At 60.6% G+C, this 538-nt stretch carries 1 protein-coding gene; it reads right to left on the bottom strand.

Annotation, left to right across the window (positions count from 1 at the left end; all coding sequences use genetic code 11):
* On the bottom strand, positions 1-484 hold a 484-nt coding region (locus R4P47_RS25065), incomplete at its 3' end, for a transposase (RefSeq protein ID WP_411567394.1).
* Between the last annotated feature and the right edge of the window lie 54 nt (positions 485-538).

Below are 538 nucleotides of genomic sequence, written 5' to 3' on the forward strand. Positions count from 1 at the left end.
CCCCGACGACCTTGTCGGTGATGCGGGAGATGGTGTCCTTCGATACCGTCGCGCCATAGATGTCCTGAAAATGCGCGGACACCTCACCGGTCGTCAAACCCTTTGCCGTAAGCGACAATACGATCTCATCGATCCCAGTCAGCCGGCGTTGACGCTTCTTCACGATCTGCGGCGCGAAGGAGGAATCGATGTCCCGCGGGACTTCGATCTCCACCGGCCCGATCTCGGTAAGCACCGTCTTCGAGCGAGTGCCGTTACGGGAGTTGCCGCTGCCGCGGCCAGCAGCATCATGTTTTTCGTAGCCGAGGTGCTCGGTCATCTCCGCATCCAACGCGGTCTCGAGGACATTCTTGGTGAGCTGATTGAGGAGCCCGTTCGGGCCCATCAACTCCACGCCCTGCTCCTTGGCTTGCGCCAGGAGCTGCTCGGCCAACTGCTTCTGATCCACCTCGGTCGCTGCCATGGGATCCAGTGTTTCGGTCATCGTCGATCCTTCCCACCAAGCTGAGCTCGGCGTGTCGAACCAAGGACCGGATCA

It is taken from the genome of Rhodococcus sp. IEGM 1370 (assembly GCF_033142325.1).
GTDB lineage: Bacteria > Actinomycetota > Actinomycetes > Mycobacteriales > Mycobacteriaceae > Rhodococcoides.